We start from the raw sequence: 24,430 nt of genomic DNA, 5'->3' as shown, positions 1-24,430 counted from the left end.
CTTAACCTACTTAATTATACACTAGAATAAAAAATAAATTAACGTAATAGAAACATATGTATATAGTAATAGACAATAGGCACTGTAAATAATATGCTATCAAACCGATCTAAAATTCCGCCATGCCCCGGCAGTAATTTTCCAGAGTCTTTTACTCCTGCAAAACGTTTTATCGCAGATTCTGCTAAATCTCCAATAGGCGCAATAACACCAACTACTATACCCATGATTATACTATGACTTACTGGTAACTTAAATAACACTCCTAACAGGGTAATTGCTAAAATACTGCCAGCGAGTCCCCCAATAGAACCTTCTACTGTTTTTGCTGGACTGATTGCTGAGCATAGCTTATGCCGTCCAAAACGTGACCCCACAAAATAAGCAAACGTATCATTCGCCCATGTTCCAATAAAGGCTAGCCATAAATAGCTCGCTCCCATAGACAACGTCCCCATAGAAGTCGTTATATATAAAGAATTATCCGTATATCTTAAAAGCAATAAATGGGAAAAGCCTACTCCAATATAAATTATGCCAAGTATAGAAAAAGCTACATCAACAACAGTAGACTTATTTCCTGACACTACCATATTTACTAGACATAATAGAGCAGCAAAAACCAATGTCATGGTCATTTCCTGAGAGTTGCCCAACCAGGCGCATCCTAGTATCAAAGCATTCATTATAATTCCCAAATTATAAAATACTTTTACATTCTTATTACCCAGCATTGTATAAAATTCATGCCATGCCAATAATGTAAGAATCAAAATAGCAGCAGCAAATAACCACTCACCATAATGAATTACATAAATAGTAATAGGTATACCTATTACTGCCGTTAAAACCCGTCTTCCCAGCATTCAAGCACCTACCTGTAGCCTTATTTTTTTAATCCCCCAAATCTTCGTTCTCGTTTCTGATAATCCACAATAGCCTGTAGAAAATGATCAGGCTTAAAGTCAGGCCAATAAATATCAGTAAACCAGAATTCCGCATACGCTGATTGCCATAATAAAAAATTACTGATTCGAAAATCACCGCTAGGTCGAATGATCAAGTCAGGATCAGGTAAACTGGCAGTGTATAAATTTTCCATTATGTTTTTTTCACTAATATCGCCAGGTAAAATTTCGCCTCTAGCAACCTTCTCACCAATCATCTGAACAGAACGTACAATCTCTGCTCGCCCACCATAATTGACTGCCAAATTAAAAACTAACCCTGTATTATTCTCAGTATACGTCTGGGCCTTTTCAACTTTTTGCTGTAATGCAGTAGCTAATTCATCTATTTTACCAATAAAACGAATTTGCACATTTTTTTGATGCAATTCATCTATTTCGCTTTCAAGATATTCAGAAAATAACCGCATTAATAAGTTCACTTCATCTTCTGGTCTTTTCCAATTTTCAGTAGAAAATGCATATGTCGTCAATACCTTCAAATTTATATTAACAGCCGTTGTAACAATATGGCGTAAACTTTCTACACCTGCTCGATGGCCAAGAGTGCGCGGCAATCCTTTTCGTTTTGCCCATCGCCCATTTCCATCCATGATAATAGCAACATGTTGGGGTAAATTTCCTTGTTCCACTACTTTGTCTACATCAATCTTCTCATTTTTTTTGTTAAACCATTTTTCCCACATGTTATGACCTCCAAGATAATCTAACAAGCAACTAAACCCCCTCTTGCGAGGGGGTTCCAGTCATGGAGCCAAAATAGCACCAACAGGGCAAACCGCCGCACAGGCACCGCATTCTACACATTTTGCTAAAATGGTAAATATGACATTCCCTTCATTCAAAACATATACTTACAGAAAAAGTTACTTTTTAACAATTTTCAAAGTTATGTTGTGTTTATCACTACAAATTAACATTTAACACTTTCTTTCCCCATCTTAGCAGCAGCAACCAGATGATACACGCCATCATGAAACTGCTGCCGTATAACATAAAAGCAATCCTCTGTTAAGGCCGATATGTGACGTGTTGGACGAGTCACAATTACCGTATATTGTATCTGTGCCTCATTTAGCTGCTTTTCTGCTGCATATAAGGATTTTGCCACTACATCTATCATATTATACTTCCATAATCTCTTTCTCTTTAGCATTCATAATCGCATCAACTTCTTTTACGTACTTATCAGTCAGTTTCTGCATATCATCCTGAGCTTTCTTTACGTCATCTTCGGATATCGCTTTATCTTTCTCAAGTTTTTTTATTGCATCATTTGCATCGCGCCGAGAATTACGAATCACAATTCGACTATCCTCAGCTTTCTTATGAACAACTTTCACAAGTTCTATACGACGCTGCTGCGTCAACTGTGGTATATTCAAGCGAATGACAACTCCATCACTGTTAGGTGTAAGTCCTAAATCTGATTTTAAAATTGCTTTTTCAATTTGAGCAATCATCGATTTTTCCCATGCTTGAATTGTAATCATCCGTGGTTCAGGTACAGCAATGTTTGCCACTTGATTTATAGGTGTCGGCGTACCATAATAATCGACTGTAATCTTATCTAACAATGCAGGCGTAGCTCGCCCTGCACGCAAAGTAGATAATTCTCTGCGCAAAGCATCAATTGCTTTCTTCATTTTTTCGGTATTACTATCATATATTTCTTTAATTAACATTTTTATCCCCCCACAACAGTACCAATATCTTCTCCAAGGGCAGCCTTTAAAATATTCCCCGGCTCGTCAATACTAAACACAATAATGGGAATTTTATTATCCATACATAAACTAGTGGCAGTTGAATCCATAACACCTAAACCTCTTTTTAAAACCTCAATATATGCTAACTCTTTAAACTTTTTAGCTTCCGGATTTAAACGAGGATCAGAATCATATACACCATCCGTATTCTTTTTCGCCATAAGAATTACATCTGCTTCAATTTCCGCTGCTCTAAGCGCAGCTGTTGTATCCGTAGAAAAATAAGGATTACCAGTACCTGCAGCAAAAATAACTACACGATTTTTTTCTAAATGGCGAACAGCCCGACGACGGATATATGGCTCAGCAATTTGACGCATTTCAATTGCCGTTTGCACACGAGTGTCCACATCACATTGTTCTAAAGCATCCTGAAGAGCCAAAGAGTTCATTACAGTAGCCAACATTCCCATATAATCAGCAGCAGCCCTATCCATTCCTTTAGCACTTCCAGACAAGCCACGCCAAATATTTCCGCCACCAACGACCACTGCAACTTGTAAGTTTGTATTTCTAATTTCTTTTATTTGGCGAGCGATAGAGTCAACAATAACTGGATCAATACCATATCCCTGCTGCCCAGCCAAAGCTTCACCACTAAGCTTCAAAATTACACGCTTATATTTTGATGTAAGCAAACATACCCCTCCATCCTTCCATTGAATTCTACAAAACTGCACTAAATCCTCTAATACATTTAAGAAAAGACAAAGCCTTTACCTTATCTGATAAGATATAGAAATAAGCTTTGTCCTTCCTCATTTGAAATCAAAATTTAATATACTCTGATTCCTTAAAAATAAGAGAACACTGCAGTGTTCTCTTATTTTTTAACAGCAGCCATTACTTCAGCAGCAAAATCATTGCTTTTTTTCTCGATGCCTTCACCAAGCTGATATCTGGTAAATCTGCGAATGGAGATATTCTCACCAATTTTAGAGATATTTTCATTAATAAGTTGAGTAATTGTCTGATCTGGATTTTTAATAAAAACTTGTTCCATTAGACAGACTTCTTTGTAATATTTTTCAACCCTGCCTGTAATCATTTTTTCCACAATATTGGCAGGCTTACCTTCATTTAGAGCCTGAGCCTTAAGAATTTCTTTTTCATGCTCTAACACTTCTACAGGTACTTCTTCACGACGTACACATGTGGGATTCGTAGCAGCAATTTGCATTGCAATATCTCTTGCTAAATCTTTGAATTTATCTGTTTTTGCAACAAAGTCAGTTTCACAATTGATTTCAACCATTACACCAATACGTCCGCCACCATGTATGTAAGCCTCAATAACACCTTCCGAAGCAATTCGGTCTGCTTTTTTAGCAGCAGCTGCTAAGCCTTTTTCACGTAAATAGTCAATGGCTTCATCAAGATTACCTTTTGTTTCAGTTAAGGCTTTTTTGCAATCCATCATGCCTGCACCAGAACGTTGGCGCAATTCTTTTACCATTTCAGCAGTTACCATATATAAAGTCCCCCTATCTATTATTAAAGGTAAGAGGGAAAAGTATTATTTTTCCCCTTACCTTTATCTAAATACAATTACTCAGCTTCTTCTACTTGTTCACCTTGTCTAGCTTCCAAAACAGCATCTGCCATTTTAGCTGTAAGCAATTTAACAGCACGAATAGCATCATCATTGCCTGGAATGACATAGTCAATTTCATCTGGATCACAATTAGTATCCACAATCGCTACAATAGGTATACCAAGCTTCTTTGCTTCAGCAACAGCAATGCGTTCTTTACGAGGATCAATAATAAATAATGCTCCTGGTAATTTAGTCATATTTTTAATACCGCCAAGGAACTTTTGTAATCTTTCCATCTCATGACGAAGAGTAATAACTTCCTTTTTAGACAGTACTTCAAACAGCCCTTCTTCTTCCATTTTCTCCAATTCTTTTAAACGTCCAATACGTTTTTGAATGGTCTGAAAGTTTGTCAACATGCCACCGAGCCATCTTTCATTAATGTAGTACATGTTGCTTCTAACTGCTTCTTCTTTTACTGCATCTTGAGCTTGTTTTTTTGTTCCAACAAATAAAATTGTTTTATCTTGTGCAATTTCACGCACAAAATTATAGGCATCTTCCACTTTCTTGACTGTTTTTTGCAAGTCAATTATGTAGATACCATTACGCTCCGTAAAAATATAAGGAGCCATTTTAGGGTTCCACCTTCTAGTTTGATGTCCGAAATGAACACCTGCTTCTAAAAGCTGTTTCATAGAAATTACTGACATACTTACACCTCCTGTTAAATTACCGCCGCAATCCGCATCTTTCATTTATCACCAACATATTATTGTTAGCACAGTAAATAAAATTGGATTGCGTGTGGATTTACAATACGAATCATTATATCATAGTTATTTTTATATAACAAGATATTATACAAGATCTTTGTATTTTTTTAATATTTCACTTACTTTTTATGTAACTGCAGTAGCAGAATGATTTCACTTTTACTTATTCCTGTCGTTTTTGCAATTTCAACGCTACTATATCCTTGTTCAGCCAAAGCTAATACAGAGCTACGCTTATGGTTACGCATGATTTCTTTATCATTATCTATCACCTTATCGTTTTTATCTATAGGCTCTTGTATTGGATTTAGTTGATGAGAAAAGATTTCTATATTTTCTTCTTTCTTTTTTTCTGAAAAATTCGACAACTTTCGAAACAAATGATCATCCTTAATCTCTTCATCTAAAAGCTTTTCCGCCATCATAATTTTTTTATCTAATCCCGCAATCTTTACATCAGCAGCTAATAAAATATCTTCTAAGCAACGAATTTTTTCTTCCAGTCGTTGAATGACAACATCAGCTGTTTCTTCTATCTGCTCTTGAAATTGAGTCGCAGAAGATGCAACCGTAAGAGAAAATAAGTTTAACAGCATTTGTCGCTTATACAACACAAAAACAATAAGAAATATAATAACTAGTACAACAATAAAAAGATTAGAAAACATACTCTCACCTCATCAGTTCTCGATAACAACAACATTGTTTCATGTTTTTATATCAATATTATGACCCCGAACGGGATCATTATTAGAAGCCCGATTTACCTTGTCTTTCTCAGTACTGCTCTCATCATTCTGCCTAGGGCTTTGTTCCTTCGGAGAATGCTTCTCTTCCTTAGATTCCTTCTCGCGTCCAACTTTACCGCCTTCATTTTTAGCTGTACTTTGTACCTGGTGCTGACGATTTGTAGAAATATCATTCCATTGCGCAGCAACATGTTGCTGCTGTAGAGTCTCTTGACGATTGGCAAGATTTTGAGCCTTACCTACTTCAGTAGCTTTTGGAATCAACACTTGCAACTCTATTGGATTAATAGACATTTTCCCACCACCTTATACGTGATACAAAAAATCCAATTATACTATTATTTAAAGGTACCGATTTTTATTTCACCATCTTCTGCATATAAAGAGCTAAATTTTAAACTATCCCGTATTGGCTTAACCAACGTACCGATTACAACTTTAACTCCAGGATACATAATATCAGCTACCTTTATGCGTCCTGCACGCATTTCTTCGAACTCACCTTCAATAGCTACCATTCGGGTACGCATTGTTTCAACTTGTCCTACTAAATGAAATTGGGCTTTTGTTAATTTCAAAAGCATTTCTCGTTTCTCAGGAGGTATCGTATGTTGATCCATTGATCGCAAAATACTCAACGCCTTTTGTGCCTGTTCAAGGTTAATTTCAACTTTTTTCATTTCACGACGTATATGTTGATATTCTTCCCGCAGTGATGGGTTTACACCAACTTCTAGTTCTGTACTCGTTGACATCTGAGTGCCAATCACTTTAGCGCGGATTTCTTCTCCAGCCATAATCGTCCCACCAGTAATCAAACCACGGCGTCCCTCTACTAATATTTTCTTACCCGCAGTTATCCGAGAATGAAGTATAACATCACTAACCAGAATATCCACTCCTGCATGAACAGTAGCATTTTCAATAAACTTAGCAACTACGTTTTCTTTCGCTTTAACGTAACCGCGATGCATTCCTTGAATGCCCATTTTTATCACTACATTCTTTCCTTCTACAATACCGCCACTAACAGTGCCAAAAATTTCCACATTACCTTCAGCTTTTACTGAGAATCCCGGCTGCACAGATCCACGTATGGTGACATTACCGATAAATTCAATATTACCTGTCGAAACATCTACATCTTCTTTAATTTCAATAATGGGCATCACATTAATTTTATTATTGATCATCAGAATTTGTCCTGCTATATCAGCCACTATGGTATTCGTATCTACAACACTTACATTTTTCCCTATGGGAAGCAGCATATCTTTGCCCGGTTTTGCAATAACGTTATTACCCAATACATCCATTCCAGCAATTCCTGGTGTCGCTGGAATCTTTTCTGCCAAAAGATCGCCTTGCTGCACCGTCGTAAACAAATTTAAATTTTTAAAGTCTACACTACCATCTTCCATTTCCTGAGGACGACTTTTTGCAGCCAGTATAAAATGATGTTTAATTTGGGCATTTGTACCATGGATTGGTTGTTGACCATAAGCAAATGTCACTTTTGTACCAGGAGACTCATAGGCCTGCTGAATGGCTTTATCATCAATTCCGAAAACAATGCCACTAGTCTTGATTTTCTCAAGTACCGATTCCATGGTTAAAGGAGTACATCGTGGCGGCAATACAATTTCTAGAGTTGCTTCCATTTTATCACGTGCCAAATTCACCTGGATTTCTGGATCAGGCTGAGGCTCCACTATAGGCTTTTCTGCTACCTTTACCGGCTGATCATCCGCCGCTCTTATGGCAGTAATGATTAAACTACGATTATAATCCGTTACCCCCTGCTTATTTAATTGTTCAAATATAGCTATTTCGTTTACAGCAGATGTGCCATCTGCAATAGAATGTATTTTTACAAATACACCACTATCATTGATATCAATTGAAAATCCAGGAATTTTATCATTTTTTTGTCCATCTTGAACTTCAACGTGTTCATCACCAATCATAGCTTGATATTCCCCCTTAACGGTGTCAAATAAAACTTGATTTAATCCGTGATAATGCTCCTCTTAATCGGAAAATTGATTTAGTATGCAGCTGTGAAATACGCGCTTCAGACAATTTCAAAATTAAACTGATCTCTTTTAACGTTAATCCTTCATAGTAGTACAAAGAAACAACTAATCTTTCTTTTTCAGGTAATTTATCAATTGTTTTGGCTAAGGCTTGCTTTACTTCTTCTATTTCAATTTGCTCAGAAGGGTTCGTAAGGTGCGCGGAAGAGGTTTCTGTTTTTATAAATTCATCTAAAGGCATAATTGTACTAGCATTGAGCTGATTTAATAAAACATATAGTTCATTAACTGAAATACTAAGAGCTTCAGCAATTTCATTATCAGTAGCAGCACGCCCTAATTGATTTTCAAGCTTTGATACTGTTTGTTCATATTGTTTTGCCTTTTGGCGAATACTGGTTGGTACCCAATCTTGTGCACGAATAGCATCAAGCATAGAACCCCGAATACGAACAACAGCATAAGTTTCAAACTTAATTCCCCGCATCGGATCATATTTTTCAATTGCATCAAGTAAACCAAAAAAACCATTACTAATTAAATCGTCTTTATCTACATATTGTGGTAAGCTAATCGCAATGCGACTCGCAACTAACTTAACTAAGGATAAGTAGTACTCAATCAGCTTTTCTCGTATTTCCACTTTTCTACCTTGCTGATATTCTAACCACAATTTCATAATTTCTTCTAATTTAGCTTGCTTATTATCTAACATCTATGATTACCCCCATAAACCCACGTATATCTTATTCTTTGGGGCGCGTTATTTGTTCAAAACTAGTAGAGGTAAAAGGAGCAAATTCTGAATTGTCGGTGATGTCATCTGAAGATTCATTTTCTTGTAGCCTATCCTTTTGAGACTCTTCTTCTAACTTCTTTAAAGCAATATTTTTTAAAAATCTTTCCACTATAAGTCCTATGCCATAGCCAATAAAACCAAAAATAGCAACTGAGACAATGATACGATAAATAATCGTTTCTAACCTAGCACCTTGCAACACACCATTTAGTAGTGTCAGGGTACCAACAATGAGTGCTAAGCACAAAGCAGTACGCAACTTAAGCACCTTCATTCCTCCCTGATTATAGTTCTTTTTCACCTTTAGCAATTGTTTTTATGAGATAAATGCCTGTATCCAAATGTAACACTACAGTACGCCCATAATTCCCACCAGTATCATCTGCAATTATTTTAATATCCATTTTTTTTAATAATATACGTACAGCTTCCGTATTACGCTCACCAACACGCATAACATCTGTTGCATTTGCAAAGGTAAACATTTGAGCTCCACCAGCAATTTTAGCTAAAACACGTTTTTTTGCAGCGCCCAATTTGATCATTTCATCTAACATCAAAGGCAAAGCCGTATTTGCAAACTTAGCTGGATTTTCAGCTGAACGTGCTTGTGTACTATCAGGAAGCATAATATGAGCCAAGCCACCAATTTTAGCAGCTGTATCATATAGTGCAATGCCAACACAAGATCCTAAACCATAACTTATAAGACTAGAGGGGTTACTACCAACTTTGTAATCAGCCATTCCAACTTTTATTAGTTCTGACATTATTCCTTCACCCCTATTGCCGCCAAAATGGTATTTAACGAACCAGGATCAGGGATCAAGAAAAAATGTCCTTTTACGCCATCACTCTCAGTGGTAAATTCGGTTTCAATTACGAGTGCATGATCACCCATTTGTCCTAATTGGATCAAAATAACGCTTAAGATAGCTCCAGCCATATCCATTGCCAAGGCTGGAATCGACGGTAATAGGGTCAAAGAGGTAAAGTGGGACAACGCATTGAGATAAGCACCTGCAAGAATATTACCGATTTCCATCAACGCAGACTCATCCATAGAATTTAATGAGGTTGTATGCCCTTGCTCTCTCCCCATTAGCATATCGACTAAATAAAAAGCACTGTCACGAGGTAACAAAAACAAAATACTACTGGGAGCAGGACCAAATACGCGTAAATATACACCTGCAACCATTGCATCTGGACCACCAACTACATCTGGCACCTCCCCGAGAGGAAGAATAGCAATTTTAGGGACTGTCATATCAATTTTACGATTAATAATTTGTGATAATGCTGTGGCGGAATTTCCAGCACCAACATTGCCAATTTCTCTTAATGCATCAAGCTGCAACATTGATAGTTTTAATATTTCATCAGACAATAGTTCCACCTCATTTTAAACTCAATAATTACACTACTTTTGTTTCTTGACCAACACCAATAATCTCTTCTAAATTCAATAAAATGAGTAATCGATTGTCCAATTTGCCTACTCCACTGAGATAGCTTGCTGCTACACTCCCCGCTACAACATCTGGTGAATCAATATTTTCCTGGTCAATTGTCATAACTTCTGAGACAGCATCTACGATCATACCAACCGATAATTCATCTACTTTGACAATAATAATCCGCGTATCTTCTGTCAAAACTTGTTGAGGCAAATTCAAGCGTTTCTTTAAATCAATAACTGGTAAAACACTGCCGCGCAGGTTAATTACACCTTTAATATAATCTGGTGTATGAGGGACTCTTGTAATATCAGTAATCCGTTTTATTTCTTGCACTTGCAAAATACTAACACTGTATTCTTCTTTACCTAGTTTAAAAACAACTAGTTGTACTTCACTGCTTGCATAACTTTTTTCCAACATACGCTGCTCCTCCTTATTGGATTAATGAACCGATATCTAATATAAGTGCCACTTGACCATTACCCAAAATAGTTGCACCAGCAATAATTTTAATTCCGGCTAAAAGTTTTCCTAAGGATTTTATTACAATCTCCTGCTGCCCTATTAAATTATCAACAATAATTCCGGCACGCTGCTCTCCAATATGTACAATAACCACAAACAATTCTTCTTCCGTGTGCTGATTGTTGTCAGAATCAGGTATGTTAAGCACATCTGCTAAACGTACAATAGGGATAATTTGCCCTCGGAGCAGAATCACTTCTTTATTTTGTACTGTTTTAATGTCAGAAGGTACAATATTGATAGTACTGTCAATTGATCCTAACGGAATTGCATAAATTTCTTCTGAAACTTTTACCAACAACGCTTGAATAATGGCTAGTGTTAACGGCAACCGAATTTTAAACTTGCTGCCTTCATTAACCTTGGTCTCAACATCGACCATACCACCAAGGGATTCAATTTTATTTTTTACAGCATCCATACCTACACCGCGCCCAGAAACATCCGTAACTACGGCAGCTGTAGAGAAACCTGGCAGAAATACTAAACGAACAGCTTCATTGGCGTCCATGGCATCAGCCTCACCTTGAGAGATAAGACCTTTCTCAACAGCCTTACGTTTAATAATATCAGCGTTAATCCCCTTGCCATCATCTTCAACCATAATAATTACATTATTACCTTCATGACGAGCAATCAGGCGAATTTCACCAATAGGATTTTTACCTTTTTCTTCTCTTTCATTTGGATGCTCAATACCATGATCAATGGAATTGCGCAATAAATGAACAAGTGGATCACCAATTTCATCAATAACAGTACGATCAAGCTCTGTTTCTTCACCTTGAATGATAAGATTGATCTCCTTATTAAGATCGCGAGACAAATCTCTAACCATTCTTGGAAAACGGTTAAAAACTTGACCTACAGGAACCATCCGCACTTTCATGACGACAGCCTGTAAATCAGTGGTTACTCGATCCATTTGTTCAATTGTTTCTACTAAATCTGTTAGCTTATGGGTAAGACCAATTTGCTCCAGTCGAGTCTTATTAATTACTAACTCACCAACAAGATTTAACAAGGTATCTAGTTTATCAATATCCACACGCACTGATTGACCGCTTTTATTTTTCTTTTCTACAGTGGTTTGGGTATGTACAAGGGCATTTCCGGCTTTCTCAGCTTCGTCATCTTTTTTTATCATTGGTTCTATCGATTTCGGAACACTGACTTCTCCCTTAGTATCATTAGGCAATACACATGGCAAAACAACCGCTTGGTCAATCTCTGAAATCGATAATACCGTGTGTTGAATTTTCTCTGCCTCACTACCCGATATCACAATCACTTGGAAGCTAAGGGAAAAATTTTCTTTTTCTAGTTCTTCTACTGCCGGGATACTTTTTATTACTTCACCAATTTCATCTAATGCATTCATAACCATATAGGATCGGGCAGACTTTAAGAGACAACCTTCTCGCAAAGAAACTTGTACCTCGTATGCCTGCATACCTTGATCACGTGCTTTTTTTATAACGGCTATTTCTGTATCACTAAGCTCGATTGAAGAAGACGCCACTGGTGCTATGCTAATGGCTTCTGCTTTTACAGAAGTAGCTAAAACAGCCTCTCCTTTAGCTAAGGCTTTAAGCTTAATAATTAATGGCTTGCTGTCAATAGAACTTTCATTATTTGATGCAACACTTTCTACCAGTTGCTCTAACGTATCAACACATCTAAAAATAGTATCAATAATATCATGACTTGCCTTTAATTGACCCTTACGCAATAAATCCAAAATATTTTCCATCTCATGTGTCAACTCTGCAATGGTTGTAAATCCCATAGTAGCTGACATGCCTTTTATTGTATGAGCACTACGAAAAATTTCGCTAAGTACAGATAGGTTTTCAGGATCATTTTCTAAATCTAATACACAACTATTAAGCGTTTGCAAATGTTCTCGAGATTCTTCCAAGAACATTCCCATATACTGATTTGTATCCATCATTTCCACCTCCATAATTATTTGACAATAGCTTTCACAATTTCTGCAGCAATAGTTGAAAGTGGCGCTACTTTATCAACCACGCCTAGTTCAATCGCTGACTTAGGCATACCAAATACAACCGCTGTAGATTGGTCTTCGGCAATAGTGTAGCCGCCTTTTTGCTTGATAGCCTGTATACCTTTAGCACCATCATGACCCATCCCCGTAAGAATTACACCAACAGCACTCTCTCCATAAACCTTGGCAACAGATTCCATCATAGGATCTACTGCTGGTCGATGCCCACCAATAGGAGGGTTTTGATTCAATTTCACAACTTTTTTATTACCTTCACGCTCGATGCTCATATGGTGATCACCGGGGGCGATTAGAACTAATCCCTCACGTATAATATCATTGTGTTCAGCCTCTTTCACCGTCAAAGAAGATAATGAATTTAAACGTTCAGCTAGGGATCGCGTAAATCCTGGAGGCATATGTTGAACAATAACTACACCGCAAGGTAAGTTACCAGGCAATCTAGTAACAATCTCCTGGAGAGCCCTAGGACCTCCCGTAGATGTACCAATCGCTAAAATAGGCTCATTTGTGGATTGTTTAAAAGACTGAAATGAAAGATTCGTCATAGATGGTACTGTTACCTTTACTTTACTTAATTGTGATACATTTGCTTTAATTGCCGCTCGACTTTTGGTTACTATTTCAGTACCAATACCAGCTATATTAGAAATAACGCCTGCAGTCTTTGCCACAAAATCAACTGCACCTAACTCTAAAGCACTTAGCGTTGCATTTGCTCCAGCACTAGTAAGACTACTAAGCATCACTACAGGCGTTGGTATTTCCTTCATAATAATTTCTAGTGCTTGCAACCCACTCATAATTGGCATTTCAACGTCCATGGTAATTACATCAGGTTTAAATTGTTTTACTTTCTCTACAGCTTCTTTACCATTTCGCGCTGTACCAACTACCAAAAAATCTGACTCAGCAGAAAATAGATCAGATAATAGCTTACGCATAAAAGCAGAATCATCAACAATTAATATTTTGATCATCATTCTACCTCCTGTAAGTTAGAGACCTCTTTGACGATGTTCCAACTGCTTTCTAAATATAAATCTACTTATTTTATCACGTACAATATTACGGGTATCGACAAACTTGATACTGACCCAAAATAATTGTCGATCTTCTTGTGGTTTCTGCACTCGGATAACTTCACCGTCTACCTCAAGGTCACCTTCTTCTGGAAGAGTCAGCGTCATATTTACCTTTGTCCCTATTTTTATTGATTGCTCGCATATAGCTTGCAATCCGCCACCGCTAAGGTCCCGAGTCATTACCTTAAGAGTAATAGCATTCTCCGAATCATCATCTAAAAAATACTCTATCTGCAAAGGCTGAGATACATCAAAACGAACGAAAGCTCTTTGCTGTGTTTTTTCAATTTCATAAGGCAATGTAACGATCCATACTGGTAAAGGATACATTCTCTTACTCAGAAATTTACTTTTAAAGATATAAACGCCACTTTCAGTAATGATTTTGCCATAAAACCCACGTCCGCTTTCTAGAAAAATTGGCCGTCCCTTTTGCATCGGCATGGCAATTACCATCTCATTAGAAGTGATTTCTTCAACACGACTAGTAAAACGTGGAGTATTGCTATTTTGGGATAACATAATTTCCAAACGTTGATTTACTTTTACTATCTGTTCCAAGCTAATAACTCTTTCCTCCTTACTATCACAAACTTCACCGCATTAATCCTAATAACTTATTAAAGAAACCCTTAACGCCTGTAGTCTTACTACTAGCAACCCTATCTAATAAACGATTGGCTATCTGTTCGATACAGCGTGCTGATGCAGTATTAGGAAATGCCAATAATAACGGTGTTTGCTTTTTTACAGATTTAACCAAATTACTATCTTCATAAACAAAACCAAGGCTGCTGATTGTTAATCCCAAAAACTTAAGTGCTACTTTAATCAGCTTATCGGCTGCAATCTTTCCTTCATCAGGCTCCATTACGCGATTAATCACTAGCTTTAATACAGCAGTTCCAGAGTGACTTACATAGGTCTTCACCATCGCATAAGCGTCAGTAATTGCCGTTGGTTCTGGAGTTGTTACAATAATTACTTCATCAGCAGCTACTACAAAATTCATTACACTTTTACTGATGCCTGCACCAGTATCAATCAAAATGATATCTGCTAAATCATCTAATAACGTAATTTTATTAATAATACGCGTAAGCTGTGAATCATCTAAATTTGCTAAATTATAAAGCCCAGACCCACCTGACATAAATTTTATCCCAAGAGGCCCCTCTGTTATAATATCCATTAAAGAAAATCCGCCATCTAGCAAATGCAGAATATTATAGGGTGTTGAACGCCCCAATATTACATCCACATTCCCCATTCCCAAATCAGCATCTATGATCAACACTCTTTGTCCTAATTTAGCCAGTGCCAGTGCTAAATTCACGGTAAAATTAGTTTTACCAACACCACCTTTACCACTAGTAACCGTAATAACCCTCGCATTGGTACGATTTGCCTTAATAACGGAGCTGCCTTTTTTTCCAGATGAACTTTGCACCATTTTTCGTAATTTTTCCGCTTGATCCCACATCATCACAAATCTCTCAAAATCAGTGGCGTTAACCTATTAATATCAACTAACTCTATGTCATCGGGAACATTTTGCCCGTTGGTTACATATGAAAGTGACATTGGAAACTGGTACAATAGATTCACAATAGTGCCAATGTTTCGTGTTTCATCAATTTTTGTGAAAATGACTTTATGAGGTACACATATAGAAAATTTTTTTACAATATCTAATGCATCCTTATACTTAGTAGTAGCACTTAATACTAAATATTTTTCAATCACATCATCGATATGTAAAAGTTTTGTCAACTCGTCTAACTGCTCATCATTATGAGGACTTCGTCCAGCTGTATCTATTAATATCAGCTGCTTGTCCTGATTACTATCTAATACCGCTTTAAGTTCATCAGCTGCATACACCACATGAATAGGTATCCCCATAATATCAGAATACGTCTTTAATTGCTCTACAGCAGAGATACGATAGGTATCAGCGGTTATTAGCGCAATTTGGTATCCATCTTGAATCGCAAATTTAGCTGCCAATTTTGCAATGGTAGTAGTCTTACCTACCCCCGTTGGTCCAAAAAACGCCACTATCTTTCTACCTTGTTCAGGGATTTTAATACCTTCTACATTTTTGAAACAAGTTTGGATCTGTGTAATAAGCAGCTGTCTCAGTTCTGGGCTCTCAACGTCAAAATGCGAATAATCCATTGGTAAATCATTTATAATCTGCTCTGCAATCTTTATATCAATGTCATTATTCATTAACAGATCAAGAATAGAGGAATGTTCACTGCCTTGAGGCATTTTAGATATTACTTTTTCAAGTAAACTACGCATACTAGCAAGTTCAGATTGTACAGCAACCTCTTCTTCAACATAAGGCTCTGCCTTTTGGGGAGGTATAGTGGCAATGGAAGTATCAACAGCTGCTGTAACTTCTACCTCCTCCTTAGAAAAGAACCCCCAAAGACCGCCTTTACGAAATTTTCGTGTATGTAAAATAATAGCCTCACGCCCCAAAGCACCTTTTGCCTGGGCGATAGCATTTTGCATAGAATCAGCAGTAAACACTCTAACTTTCAATTATACTCTCACCATCCCTAATGATTGCACATCAACCTTAGTCTCTAGCTCCGCATAAGATAAAACAATTAAATTAGGCACACTGCGTTCAACTAATTTGTAAAAATACGTTCTGATTGCAGGGCTGGTAAGAATAATGGGTTGATAACCGATGTTTGTTATTTTGGGCAATTCCTTTGATATACTCGATATAATGCTCTGCAGTACCTGTGGCTCAAGTACTACATAAGAACCACTTTCATTGCGCTGGACTGCACCTGCGATAAGATTTTCCAGCTGCGGATCAACGGTTATGCAGGTTAGCATATTATTCTGCGCATACTGCCGCGATATTTGCCTAGCTAATGCATGACGCACATATTCTGTTAAAATATCAGTATCTTTAGTAAGTTGAGCGTAATCAGCCAATGTTTCAAAAATAGTTACCATATCTCGAATAGAGATTCGCTCATGCAATAATTTTGCTAACACTTTTTGAATATCGCCAATGGATAATAAGGCAGGCGTCAACTCTTCTACTACTGCAGGATTATGTTGTTTTACAGAATCAACTAAAGTCTGAACTTCTTGACGGCCTAAAATCTCAAAAGCATAGGATTTAATAACTTCTGTTAAATGAGTGGCCAACACTGACACAGGATCTACTACCGTATATCCTGCAAGCTCAGCCTGTTCACGATTCGCCTCTTGAATCCATAAAGCTGGTAAACCAAAAGCCGGCTCTACTGTTTCAATCCCATTCACTTCTTCAAAAACAGTGCCTGAGTTCATCGCTAAATAATGATCTAATAATAATTCGCCTTTCGCGATCTCGATTCCTTTTAATTTTATTACATATACATTCGGTTTTAGTTGAATATTATCCCGAATGCGAATAGTAGGTACGATAAGTCCTAATTCTAGAGCGCATTGCCTACGAATCATAACTACCCGGTCTAATAAATCTCCCCCTTGAGAAATATCAACCATCGGTATTAAACTATACCCAATCTCTAACTCCATTGTATCAATTTGTAACAATGATACAATGTTTTCTGGATTTCGAACTTCTTCATTTTCCTTTTCCTCTAAATCCGTCTCTTGTGAATCTTGTTTATATTGAATTGTCTTTTCCAATATATAACCAACTGCAAAAGAAATAAGACCAAGACTTATAAAGGGAATTAGAGGCAAACCTGGAACAAAACCCATCACTGCCAATACCCCTGCAACAATAAAAAATACTCGTGGATTCGTAAAAATCTGTCCTACAAGATCGTGACCTAAATTGGATTCCGATGCAGCTCTTGTTACTACGATACCTGTTGCTGTGGATATTAAAAGCGCGGGAATCTGGTTCACTAATCCTTCCCCCACCGTCAACAACGTGTAACTATGTAAAGCTTCTAACACGCCTAAATCCCGCTGAACCATACCGATGATGAAACCACCAACGATATTAATCACAATAATAATGATTGCTGCTATCGCATCACCTTTCACGAACTTACTGGCACCATCCATAGCGCCATAAAAATCAGCTTCCCGCTGAATCTTAACGCGGCGCTGCCGCGCTTCATTATCGGTAATAGCACCAGAATTCAAGTCAGCATCAATGCTCATTTGTTTACCAGGCATAGCATCCAATGTAAATCTGGCAGCAACTTCGGCAACACGCTCAGAGCCCTTAGTAATTACCAAGAATTGTATAATAATGAGAATAACAAACACAATAAAACCAACGATGGCATTTCCACCGACAACAAAATTACCAAATGCCATAATCACTTCACCAGCATAACCATCCAGCAAAATAAGCCGGGTAGAAGATACATTCAGCGCTAAACGAAATAAGGTGGTAATCAATAATAAAGAAGGAAACACTGAAAATTGCAATGGTTCTACATTGTAAACAGCAATCATTACAATCACAAGAGCTAAGGAAATATTTAACGCTAACAATAAATCTAATAAGAATGTTGGCAAAGGAATGATCATCATAATAACAATGGTGATAATTCCAAGGGCTACTATAATATCACTATATTTAGTTAGTTTACTTAAACCTGGAAAAGGCGATGTTTGCGTAGCCATTTTTTACTCCTTCTACAACTTAGGACAAGCGTTTTTTTAATTTATAAACATATGCTAAAACTTCTGCAACAGCTTGATATAATTCTGGCGGTACAGGATAACCAATATCTACTGCCGCATATAAAGCTCTTGCTAAAACTTTATTCTCAACAATTATTACTTTATTTTCTTTGGCAATCTCTTTAATTCTTTGGGCAATTAGATCTTGGCCTTTTGCTACGACAATGGGAGCCGCCATGGCTTTTTCATATTTTAAGGCAACAGCAAAGTGAGTAGGATTGGTTACAATGACATCTGCTTTTGGAACTTCCTGCATCATGCGCTGCATGGACATTGCTCGCTGTCGCTGTTTTATTTTCCCTTTAATCAGTGGGTCACCTTCCGATTGCTTAAATTCCTGTTTAATATCATCTTTACTCATCTTTAAACTTTCCTTGTGTTCCCACCATTGATAAAAATAATCAAATGCAGCCAAGACAAGCATTACTGCACTAATTTGAAATACCAGATTTAAAATTAAGGATGCTGCTATATGTAACGAATCAATGAGCTCAGCACTGATTAAGCCAGGAATCTGCTCAATTTGTTTTCTCATAAATCGATAAATAAAGTAGCCGATAATGGTTATTTTTAATAACGATTTTACGAGCTCCACTAATGAGCGTTTTGAAAATAAACGTCCAAATCCTGCAATAGGATTAAGTTTACTAAGTTTAGGCATAAGAGGCTCAAAAGAAAAAAGAAAGCCAACTTGAATAAAATTAATCGTTAGTGACACAATCAAAATCACACACATAACTGGCAATGCTGTCTTAATAAACACGATAGCAAAACCAAGGAATATTTCCCGAATGGAATTAATCGTCATATCGGCTGTTGCAACATTAGAAAAACTAAGTTGCATGTATCTCGTAAGCTCATCATAAATATAAGAACCTATTAGCTTTAATGTAAAAAATGCTGCTAAAATAATAAATACCGAGTTAACTTCCGTACTTTTAGCAACTTGTCCTTTTTGACGAGCTTCTCCCTTTCGCTTAGCTGTAGCCTCTTCTGTTTTTTCTCCGGCAAACAGCTGCAAATCGAAAGATACACTCTTAGAAAAGGGTTGTAACTGTGCTTTGTTAGAACATGGAAAGAAACCGGAAAATATCTTTATACATCCCATTAAACGCCATCTCCAAAAAAAATATATAAAAAGGTAATGCTAAAGATAGAACAAATAAACCGACAAGAATTTTCCCTGGCACACCAACCACAAATATATTCATTTGCGGCATCGTACGGGCCAAAATACCAAGAGCTACATCCGTTATTACCACCGAAATAAGTACAGGCAAACTAATTTTCATGGCGATAATAAAAGTACCTCCCACCATATCAACTACAAAATTTGTTAGAGCCGCTTTAATTACCACACCAGTGACTGGCATTAACTTAAAACTGACAAACAAAGCAGATAGTAACACATGATGCCCATTTGTTGCTAGAAAAATAATCAACGCCAGCATATGCTTGAAGTTACCAACTAAAGGTACTTGACCGCCAGATTGGGGATCAATAATATTAACAACTCCAAATCCAATCTGCATGTCCAGTAATTGTCCTGCCATTTGTATAGCAGAAAAAACCAATGAACTTAAAAAGCCTATGGTTAATCCGATAAGAAGCTCTCCTATTACCATAAACATGTAAGGAAGGAAATCATTAGGTATCACAGCACTATCATTAAAAACAATCGGAAATAATATATAGGTAAGGATTAATGACAAACCAGCTTTAATACTAACTGGAATGTTTCGGCTGCCAAAGATAGGAGTCATCATGAATATGCCAGTTATACGAACAAAAATTAACAAGAAAAAAGCTACTTGATTTTGCAGAAGTGCAAAAAGATCCACAAATAATTACTCCTTACGTTAACGTACCAAGTTTGGTAGGTTGATAAAAATCTCGCGGGTATAATCAACCATCAAACTTAACATCCACGGGCCAAAGACCAATATCGCGATAAAAATTGCTATAATTTTAGGAATAAATACTAAGGTTTGCTCTTGAATCTGAGTAGTCGCTTGAAAAATACTTACTAAAATCCCCACTAACAAACCTAATCCTAACATGGGAGCAGCAATCAGCATTACCATGGTTAATGCCTCACGGCCAATTTGTATTGCTAAATCACCTGACATATTTCCTCCTTTAGTGGAAACTATTAATTAATGAGAGAACAATCAAGTGCCAACCATCCACTAAGATAAATAATAATAACTTAAATGGCAGAGAGATCATGACTGGAGGCAGCATCATCATCCCCATGGACATCAATGTGCTTGCAACCACCATATCAATAACAATGAAAGGAATATAAATCAAAAATCCTATTTGAAATGCCGTCTTTAGCTCACTAATTATGAAAGAAGGTATTAACGTAGTTGTCGGAACATCTTCTGGTGAATTAGGCCGAACACCTTCTGATAAATTTACAAACAAAGCCAAATCATTTTCCCGTGTCTGCTTAAACATAAACTCACGCATTGGTTTTAAAACTTCCGTCATTGCTGCTTCCTGAGTAATGCTGCCAGCTAAATATGGCTGCAGCCCATTTTGATTTGACTGCTCAAGATAGGGAGACATTGTAAAAAAAGTTAAAAATAATGCCATACCAACCAGAACTTGATTTGGCGGCATTTGTTGTGTCGCAAGGGCACTGCGCAGAAAAGACAAGACAACAATGATGCGTGTAAATGAGGTCATCATAATCAAAATTGACGGAGCTAACGTTAATACCGTCATCGTAAGTAAAATCTGCAAACTAAGCGCAACATCCTTAGGCTCAGTAGCAGCCCCTACTTCAACATTAATATTAGGAAGAGGAACTAAAGGTGCGGCATTTGCCAATGCTGGTATAACAAATAAACTAATGAAAACAGTAACAACAATCATAGCATTTCGAATTTTAGCCACTTACCTCTTCCCACTTTCATGTTTTTGTTTACTCTGCAAATCACCAAAAGCAGTAGGAAAAGTTTGTGAAAATCGTTGCAGAGAAGCAAGCTGCTTTTGAAAAATAGTATCGAATTGATTTATGGGTACTGTTAATTCTTCTTGTTCTACTTTCATTTTTTCAATTTCCTCGGGGTTTGTTATTTCCTGCAATACAGTAATCCCATGATCAGTAACACCCAGCACCAAAAATTTCCCTGCAATTTCCACTGTATAAACAGCTCGATTTGCACCAAATGATAATGTATTAATGACTCTACTACTGCCACTAGCAGATAAGCTTCCCAATTTTTTTCCTAAAAAACGGGAAGCGAAATATGCGAGACCAATAACAGCTGCAAAGGTTATTAGTAAAGAAAAAACATAAGAAACCGTAGAAATCCAAGACGTTGAATTCGCAGGCTTAGGCTCTTGGTACTGTAAATAGTCGCCATTGGATTCTGCCGCATAAACTTGTCCATTAAAAAAGATTCCAATGCAAAATAGCAGTAGGAAAATCCTCCAAAAAACTCGATATTTGTTCTTATTCATTATTAACCAACCGCTTTGCGAACAGCTTCCAATACTCGATCTGGCTGAAAAGGCTTAACAATAAAATCGCGAGCACCTGCCTGAATCGCTTCAACAACCATTGCTTGTTGACCCATAGCACTACACATAATGACTTTTGCATTAGGATCAATTTTTTTAATTTCTTTCACTGCAGTGATACCATCCATTTCTGGCATAGTAATATCCATCGTCGTAAGATCTGGTTTTAGTTCTTGATACTTTTCCAACGCCTTTACTCCATTTTCCGCTTCACCTACGATCTCATATCCATTTTTACTCAAAATATCTTTAACCATCATACGCATAAATGCAGCATCATCAACAATCAATACTCTAGTCGCCATTATTTTATCTCCTCCTGATTACTCTATTATCCATTATCAACAATCATAACTATTGTAAATTATAGGTCCGCTCTAATGGACTTATAATATCAGTAATTCTTACACCAAAATTTTCATCTATTACTACAACTTCCCCCTTGGCAATCAGCTTCCCATTCACTAGTATGTCTACAGGCTCACCAGCTAGTTTATCCAGCTCTACTACTGAACCAGGTGCCAATTCTAGAATATCACGAATTAATTTACGAGTTCTGCCAAGTTCTACCGTCACTTGTAATGGCACATCCATAATAAGATCAATATTCGTATCCGTGACCGGCATCGTCCCCTGTACTAAAGGAGCAAATTGTACAGGTTGTACATTAACAGGCTGTATGTGCTGTTTTGCGACTGAAGCAGCTGCCACTTGCTGCTGGGCTTTTGCAGTCTGGTCCTGAGATGCCGATGTATCTGCAGCCTTGGGAGCTTCTGCAACTGGCGCAGCTGCTGGTGGTGGCTGTACGGCATTCATAAGGCTGTCCACCATTTCTTTTGCTACATCAATCGGTAAAATTTGCATAATTTCACTATCAATTAAATCTTCAACTTCCATGCGAAAAGCAACACGAACAATATTATCATCGGTTCCAACAGCATTCGTAATGCTGGAAGCAACTGCAAAATCAATTAAATTTACATTGGGCGGAGCAATGTCGATTTTCTTCCGGAACATAGTTGACATGGATGTCGCTACTCCACCCATCATCTGATTCATAGCCTCACTCACAGCACTCATGTATAATTCATTTAATTCGGTAGGTGGATTGAGTCCGTCCCCTCCCATCATTAAATCTGCAATAATTAATGCATCTTGTTCTCGAATCGCTAAAACATTAGTCCCTACAATGCCATGTGTATATCCAACTTCAATAACCAAGTACGGCAAAGGATATTGCCCCTTGATCTCTTCTAAATTGGAAACGGATACACGTGGTGTAGTAATAGATACCCGGCGTCCAAGCAATACAGACAATGTAGTTGCCGCACTTCCCATAGAAATATTACCAATTTCACCAAGGGCATCTTGTTCCATTGCGGATAACTCAGGTGTTGAAGAGGATGAAGTAGCTTCTCCCCTTAGTAAGGCATCAATCTCGTCTTGGGATAGAAAGCCTTCAGTCATAATTTTCATCTCCTTCTGAAATTACTTGTGTTATTTGTAATGCAACCTTATGTCCTGAGAGTCCTGGCTTCCCTCTAAACTTTTCGCGTTGACCTACAATTACATTCAGATCATTTTCTATTTTACTCTCTAACTGCAATACATCATTCACTACTAAACCTAATAATTCCTGCACAGTAACCGTCGTTCTTCCTAATTCTACATATAGAGGAATAAAAGCTTTTTCTAGCTTACGCTGTATTGCATTAATATGCTCAGGCAATGCTTGTTTCGCAACGGAAGAAGCAACCCAATAGGTAGTCGTCAATTTCGACATGATGGGTTCAAGTACTAGATATGGAATACAAATATTAACTAATCCTTCTACCTGACCAATCTTCACATGTAATGTAATAATAACGACCATATCATTAGGCGGAACAATTTGAGTAAATTGAGGATTGGATTCGATGATTTCTAACTTGGGCTCAATCGCAACCACTTGCTTCCAAGCATCAGAAAAACATTCTAGCGTTTTGTTTATTACTCTTTTAACAATCGCTTCTTCAATATCAGTTAATGATCTTGTTTTGGCGGGAGGTAAGCCGGGACCGCCAAATAAGCGATCAATAATTGAAAAAATTACATTCGGGTTCAGCTCTAGAATCGCATTCCCTTTAAGAGGGCGCATTTGAAAAACACCAATAACACTTGGATTCGGTAATGAACGAATAAATTCTTCATACGTTAATTGATCAACAGAAGCTACATCAATATGTACAAGTGTCCGAAGATGTGCGGAAAGGTAAGTGTTCATAAGACGAGCAAAATTTTCATGCAGCATATATAAGGTACGAATTTGATCCTTAGAAAATTTATCTGGGCGCTTAAAATCATATACTTTTATTTTTCTTTGTTTCTGCTCATCTTTTATTTCTTCGGCTGATACTACACCTGTAGATAATGCAGATAACAGATCATCAATTTCAGATTGGGATAACACATCTGAACCTGCCAATACG

The 24,430-nt window shown here is 37.2% G+C and carries 30 protein-coding genes; all 30 read right to left on the bottom strand.

All coding sequences use genetic code 11. The features are described 5' to 3' along the window. Window positions 1-38: 38 nt before the first annotated feature. Window positions 39-866 carry a phosphatidate cytidylyltransferase gene (locus FR7_RS10470; protein ID WP_007934797.1) on the bottom strand — a complete coding sequence of 276 codons (828 nt, stop codon included), beginning with the start codon at window positions 864-866 and terminating at the stop codon, window positions 39-41. A 20-nt stretch (window positions 867-886) separates the two neighbouring features. Next, window positions 887-1,654 (bottom strand): isoprenyl transferase, encoded by a 768-nt coding sequence (locus tag FR7_RS10465; RefSeq protein ID WP_007934800.1) that lies wholly within the window; start codon window positions 1,652-1,654, stop codon window positions 887-889. Window positions 1,655-1,714: 60 nt separating this feature from the next. Beyond that, on the bottom strand, window positions 1,715-1,813 hold the full coding sequence (locus FR7_RS23205; RefSeq protein ID WP_081490002.1) for a 4Fe-4S binding protein: 99 nt from the start codon (window positions 1,811-1,813) through the stop codon (window positions 1,715-1,717). A 68-nt stretch (window positions 1,814-1,881) separates the two neighbouring features. Beyond that, entirely contained in the window at window positions 1,882-2,091 is a 210-nt protein-coding gene (locus tag FR7_RS10460; RefSeq protein WP_007934802.1) for a hypothetical protein, read from the bottom strand. Between the two features lies 1 nt (window position 2,092). Next, on the bottom strand, window positions 2,093-2,653 hold the full coding sequence (frr, locus tag FR7_RS10455) for a ribosome recycling factor (RefSeq protein WP_007934804.1): 561 nt from the start codon (window positions 2,651-2,653) through the stop codon (window positions 2,093-2,095). A 2-nt stretch (window positions 2,654-2,655) separates the two neighbouring features. Then, window positions 2,656-3,375 (bottom strand): UMP kinase, encoded by a 720-nt coding sequence (gene pyrH, locus FR7_RS10450; protein ID WP_007934806.1) that lies wholly within the window; start codon window positions 3,373-3,375, stop codon window positions 2,656-2,658. A gap of 185 nt (window positions 3,376-3,560) precedes the next feature. Then, the gene (gene tsf, locus FR7_RS10445) at window positions 3,561-4,208 is read right to left on the bottom strand and encodes a translation elongation factor Ts (RefSeq protein ID WP_007934807.1); all 648 of its coding nucleotides are present in this window, start codon (window positions 4,206-4,208) and stop codon (window positions 3,561-3,563) included. A gap of 77 nt (window positions 4,209-4,285) precedes the next feature. Next, window positions 4,286-4,987, bottom strand: a complete 702-nt coding sequence (gene rpsB / locus FR7_RS10440; protein ID WP_007934808.1) for a 30S ribosomal protein S2 — start codon at window positions 4,985-4,987, stop codon at window positions 4,286-4,288. A gap of 182 nt (window positions 4,988-5,169) precedes the next feature. Next, window positions 5,170-5,718: a hypothetical protein gene (locus FR7_RS10435; protein WP_007934809.1), complete on the bottom strand. Its 549-nt coding sequence runs from the start codon at window positions 5,716-5,718 to the stop codon at window positions 5,170-5,172. 39 nt (window positions 5,719-5,757) lie between these two features. Continuing rightward, window positions 5,758-6,093 carry a hypothetical protein gene (locus FR7_RS10430; RefSeq protein WP_007934810.1) on the bottom strand — a complete coding sequence of 112 codons (336 nt, stop codon included), beginning with the start codon at window positions 6,091-6,093 and terminating at the stop codon, window positions 5,758-5,760. Window positions 6,094-6,137: 44 nt separating this feature from the next. Continuing rightward, on the bottom strand, window positions 6,138-7,766 hold the full coding sequence (locus FR7_RS10425; protein ID WP_007934811.1) for a DUF342 domain-containing protein: 1,629 nt from the start codon (window positions 7,764-7,766) through the stop codon (window positions 6,138-6,140). A gap of 25 nt (window positions 7,767-7,791) precedes the next feature. Next, a complete protein-coding gene (locus FR7_RS10420; protein ID WP_007934812.1) occupies window positions 7,792-8,550 on the bottom strand; it encodes a FliA/WhiG family RNA polymerase sigma factor in 759 nt (252 codons plus the stop codon). 31 nt (window positions 8,551-8,581) lie between these two features. Then, window positions 8,582-8,908: a hypothetical protein gene (locus tag FR7_RS10415; protein WP_237769580.1), complete on the bottom strand. Its 327-nt coding sequence runs from the start codon at window positions 8,906-8,908 to the stop codon at window positions 8,582-8,584. A gap of 10 nt (window positions 8,909-8,918) precedes the next feature. Then, a complete protein-coding gene (locus FR7_RS10410) occupies window positions 8,919-9,404 on the bottom strand; it encodes a chemotaxis protein CheD (protein WP_007934816.1) in 486 nt (161 codons plus the stop codon). Continuing rightward, window positions 9,404-10,024 (bottom strand): chemotaxis protein CheC, encoded by a 621-nt coding sequence (locus tag FR7_RS10405; RefSeq protein ID WP_007934818.1) that lies wholly within the window; start codon window positions 10,022-10,024, stop codon window positions 9,404-9,406. The genes FR7_RS10410 and FR7_RS10405 overlap by 1 nt, the downstream gene beginning before the upstream one ends. Window positions 10,025-10,052: 28 nt before the next feature. Further along, window positions 10,053-10,517 carry a chemotaxis protein CheW gene (locus tag FR7_RS10400; protein ID WP_007934823.1) on the bottom strand — a complete coding sequence of 155 codons (465 nt, stop codon included), beginning with the start codon at window positions 10,515-10,517 and terminating at the stop codon, window positions 10,053-10,055. 13 nt (window positions 10,518-10,530) lie between these two features. Continuing rightward, entirely contained in the window at window positions 10,531-12,576 is a 2,046-nt protein-coding gene (locus FR7_RS10395; protein ID WP_007934825.1) for a chemotaxis protein CheA, read from the bottom strand. Window positions 12,577-12,590: 14 nt separating this feature from the next. Beyond that, window positions 12,591-13,634 carry a protein-glutamate methylesterase/protein-glutamine glutaminase gene (locus FR7_RS10390; RefSeq protein WP_007934827.1) on the bottom strand — a complete coding sequence of 348 codons (1,044 nt, stop codon included), beginning with the start codon at window positions 13,632-13,634 and terminating at the stop codon, window positions 12,591-12,593. Between the two features lie 18 nt (window positions 13,635-13,652). Beyond that, entirely contained in the window at window positions 13,653-14,300 is a 648-nt protein-coding gene (locus tag FR7_RS10385; RefSeq protein ID WP_007934830.1) for a flagellar brake protein, read from the bottom strand. Between the two features lie 34 nt (window positions 14,301-14,334). Beyond that, window positions 14,335-15,225, bottom strand: coding sequence for a MinD/ParA family protein (locus FR7_RS10380; RefSeq protein ID WP_007934831.1), 891 nt, complete (start codon window positions 15,223-15,225; stop codon window positions 14,335-14,337). Beyond that, window positions 15,225-16,295 carry a flagellar biosynthesis GTPase FlhF gene (gene flhF, locus FR7_RS10375; protein WP_007934834.1) on the bottom strand — a complete coding sequence of 357 codons (1,071 nt, stop codon included), beginning with the start codon at window positions 16,293-16,295 and terminating at the stop codon, window positions 15,225-15,227. Before flhF ends, FR7_RS10380 begins: the two co-directional genes overlap by 1 nt. Beyond that, complete coding sequence (flhA, locus tag FR7_RS10370; RefSeq protein WP_007934836.1) at window positions 16,296-18,368, bottom strand: flagellar biosynthesis protein FlhA; 2,073 nt, start codon at window positions 18,366-18,368, stop codon at window positions 16,296-16,298. Window positions 18,369-18,387: 19 nt separating this feature from the next. Further along, the gene (flhB, locus tag FR7_RS10365; protein ID WP_007934838.1) at window positions 18,388-19,536 is read right to left on the bottom strand and encodes a flagellar biosynthesis protein FlhB; all 1,149 of its coding nucleotides are present in this window, start codon (window positions 19,534-19,536) and stop codon (window positions 18,388-18,390) included. Then, a complete protein-coding gene (gene fliR, locus FR7_RS10360) occupies window positions 19,493-20,269 on the bottom strand; it encodes a flagellar biosynthetic protein FliR (RefSeq protein WP_007934840.1) in 777 nt (258 codons plus the stop codon). Before fliR ends, flhB begins: the two co-directional genes overlap by 44 nt. A gap of 18 nt (window positions 20,270-20,287) precedes the next feature. Then, on the bottom strand, window positions 20,288-20,557 hold the full coding sequence (gene fliQ, locus FR7_RS10355; RefSeq protein ID WP_007934842.1) for a flagellar biosynthesis protein FliQ: 270 nt from the start codon (window positions 20,555-20,557) through the stop codon (window positions 20,288-20,290). A gap of 10 nt (window positions 20,558-20,567) precedes the next feature. Further along, a complete protein-coding gene (fliP, locus tag FR7_RS10350; protein ID WP_007934844.1) occupies window positions 20,568-21,332 on the bottom strand; it encodes a flagellar type III secretion system pore protein FliP in 765 nt (254 codons plus the stop codon). Then, the gene (locus FR7_RS10345) at window positions 21,333-21,902 is read right to left on the bottom strand and encodes a FliO/MopB family protein (RefSeq protein ID WP_007934845.1); all 570 of its coding nucleotides are present in this window, start codon (window positions 21,900-21,902) and stop codon (window positions 21,333-21,335) included. 2 nt (window positions 21,903-21,904) lie between these two features. Next, window positions 21,905-22,267, bottom strand: a complete 363-nt coding sequence (locus FR7_RS10340; RefSeq protein ID WP_007934847.1) for a response regulator — start codon at window positions 22,265-22,267, stop codon at window positions 21,905-21,907. Window positions 22,268-22,316: 49 nt separating this feature from the next. Continuing rightward, the gene (gene fliY / locus FR7_RS10335; RefSeq protein WP_007934849.1) at window positions 22,317-23,429 is read right to left on the bottom strand and encodes a flagellar motor switch phosphatase FliY; all 1,113 of its coding nucleotides are present in this window, start codon (window positions 23,427-23,429) and stop codon (window positions 22,317-22,319) included. Then, window positions 23,422-24,426: a flagellar motor switch protein FliM gene (gene fliM, locus FR7_RS10330; RefSeq protein WP_007934851.1), complete on the bottom strand. Its 1,005-nt coding sequence runs from the start codon at window positions 24,424-24,426 to the stop codon at window positions 23,422-23,424. Before fliM ends, fliY begins: the two co-directional genes overlap by 8 nt. Between the last annotated feature and the right edge of the window lie 4 nt (window positions 24,427-24,430).

Source organism: Pelosinus fermentans DSM 17108 (assembly GCF_000271485.2).
In the GTDB taxonomy this organism is placed as follows: domain Bacteria; phylum Bacillota; class Negativicutes; order DSM-13327; family DSM-13327; genus Pelosinus; species Pelosinus fermentans.
This window is presented reverse-complemented; position numbering and strand designations above follow the sequence as displayed.